Annotated in this window: 1 pseudogene; it reads left to right on the forward strand. The window is 60.4% G+C overall.

The features are described from left to right. Positions 1-71: 71 nt before the first annotated feature. Positions 72-623 (forward strand): annotated as a pseudogene (locus JMY24_RS38155) (IS5 family transposase); the annotation flags it as partial.

Below are 623 nucleotides of genomic sequence, written 5' to 3' on the forward strand. Positions count from 1 at the left end.
AATGAACGAAGGGGCTGTTAACCATCGATGAATGCTGTTAACCTTTTCATTGTTTCGACGACGAAAAGGACATGGCCAAGCCAATACTCGACGACGAACTGTGGGCACTCATCGAACCGCTGCTGCCCCATCCCAAACCACGGCGAACCCGTTATCCGGGGCGCAAGCCGCTCGACAATCGTGCGGTGCTCACCGGCATTCTCTTCGTCTTACAGACAGGCCTGCGTTGGGACCTGCTACCTCGCGAGATGGGTTGCGGCAGCGGCATGAGTTGCTGGCGTCGCCTCCGTGACTGGCAAGCGGCTGGCGTCTGGGAGCAGTTGCACGAGGTGCTGCTTGCGCGATTGCGCGCAGCTGACCAGATCGACTGGTCTCGCGTCATCGTCGACTCCTCTTCAATCCGCGCTGTGGGCTCAGGTCAAAAACAGGACCGAATCCCACAGACCGCGCGCGACCTGGTTCAAAGCACCATCTCATCACCGAGGCGCAGGGCATCCCGCTCGCGGTGATTCTGACCGGCGCCAACCGTAACGACGTCACTCAACTTCAAGCGCTGGTCGAGGCAATCCCGCCGATCGGCGGCAAGCGTGGCAGACCACTATCGAAGCCTCGGGTCGTTCAGG

It is taken from the genome of Paraburkholderia kirstenboschensis, assembly GCF_904848585.1.
Lineage (GTDB): Bacteria > Pseudomonadota > Gammaproteobacteria > Burkholderiales > Burkholderiaceae > Paraburkholderia > Paraburkholderia kirstenboschensis.